Annotated in this window: 1 protein-coding gene; it reads left to right on the forward strand. The window is 69.0% G+C overall.

Going from position 1 to position 1,373, the window contains the following annotated elements; translation table 11 throughout:
* The first annotated feature begins 78 nt into the window (after positions 1-78).
* Positions 79-1,317 (forward strand): IS256 family transposase, encoded by a 1,239-nt coding sequence (locus tag GA0115233_RS40040; RefSeq protein WP_093725714.1) that lies wholly within the window; start codon positions 79-81, stop codon positions 1,315-1,317.
* Positions 1,318-1,373: the final 56 nt, after the last annotated feature.

Raw genomic sequence — 1,373 nt, forward strand, 5'->3', positions numbered from 1 at the left:
CGTCGGAGTGAGGGCCCGGATATGAGAACGGCCACCGGCTGATCTTCGAGTTGTCGAAGCTCGAAGGAGATCAGCACGATGACCGCACCCGACAGTCTGCCCCTGCACGCCCTCGCCGAGGAGAACCTCACCGCGGCGAGTCCCGATCTGCTGCGCGCGATGATCAAGACATTCGCCGACGCCCTCATGTCCGCCGAGGCTGACGCCCTCTGCAACGCCGAATACGGGCAGGTCAGCGAGGAACGCGTCAACCATCGCAACGGCTATCGCCCGCGCGAGTGGGACACCCGCGCCGGGACCGTCGAGCTCGCCGTTCCCAAGCTGAGGCAGGGCAGCTACTTCCCGCACTGGCTTCTCGAGCGCCGCCGCCGGGCCGAGCAGGCCCTGATCTCGGTGGTCGCCACCGCCTACCTGCTCGGTGTCTCCACCCGCCGGGTCGAGAAGCTCGCCGAGTCCCTCGGGGTGACGCAGCTGTCGAAGTCCCAGGTCAGCGCGATGGCCAAGCACCTGGACGAGCAGGTCGCAGCCTTCCGTAACCGGCCCCTGGACGCCGGCCCGTACTCGTTCGTCTGGGTCGACGCGCTCACCCAGAAGGTCCGCGAGAGCGGCCGCATCATCAACGTCCACGCCCTGATCGCGGTCGGCGTCAACGCCGACGGCCACCGCGAGATCCTCGGCCTGGACGTCGCCACCGCCGAGGACGGCGCCGGCTGGCTCGCCTTCCTGCGTTCCCTGATCGCCCGCGGCCTGTCCGGCGTCCAGCTCGTCATCTCCGACGCCCACGCCGGCCTCGTCGACGCCATCGGCGCGGTCCTGCCCGGCGCGTCCTGGCAGCGCTGCCGCACCCACTACGCGAGGAACTTGCTGAGCCAGGTGCCGAAGTCGGCCCAGCCCTGGGTCGCCACGCTGCTGCGGACGGTCTTCGAACAGCCCGACGCCGACGCGGTCCAAGCACAGATGACCCACGTCCTGGACGCGCTGGAGGCCAAGTTCCCCAAGGCCGCAGCCCACTTGGACACAGCCCAGCACGACCTGCTCGCCTTCACCGCCTTCCCGCGGGAGATCTGGCGGCAGATCTGGTCGAACAACCCGCAAGAGCGGCTGAACAAGGAGATCCGCCGCCGCACCGACGTGGTCGGCATCTTCCCCGACCGCACCGCCGTCATCCGGCTCGTCGGCGCGGTGCTGGCCGAGCAGAACGACGAGTGGACCGAAGCCCGCCGCTACATGGGCCGCGAACTCCTCGCCAAGGCCCGACTCCACCCGATCGAGTCAGAAACCGACGGCACCACCCTGCCCACCGAACTCACCGCATAGCCTCAAAGACGAGATCACCGAGTGGCCGTCGATACACCACTCCAGCGGACGTGACC

This window comes from Streptomyces sp. DI166, from assembly GCF_900091315.1.
GTDB lineage: Bacteria > Actinomycetota > Actinomycetes > Streptomycetales > Streptomycetaceae > Streptomyces > Streptomyces fuscus.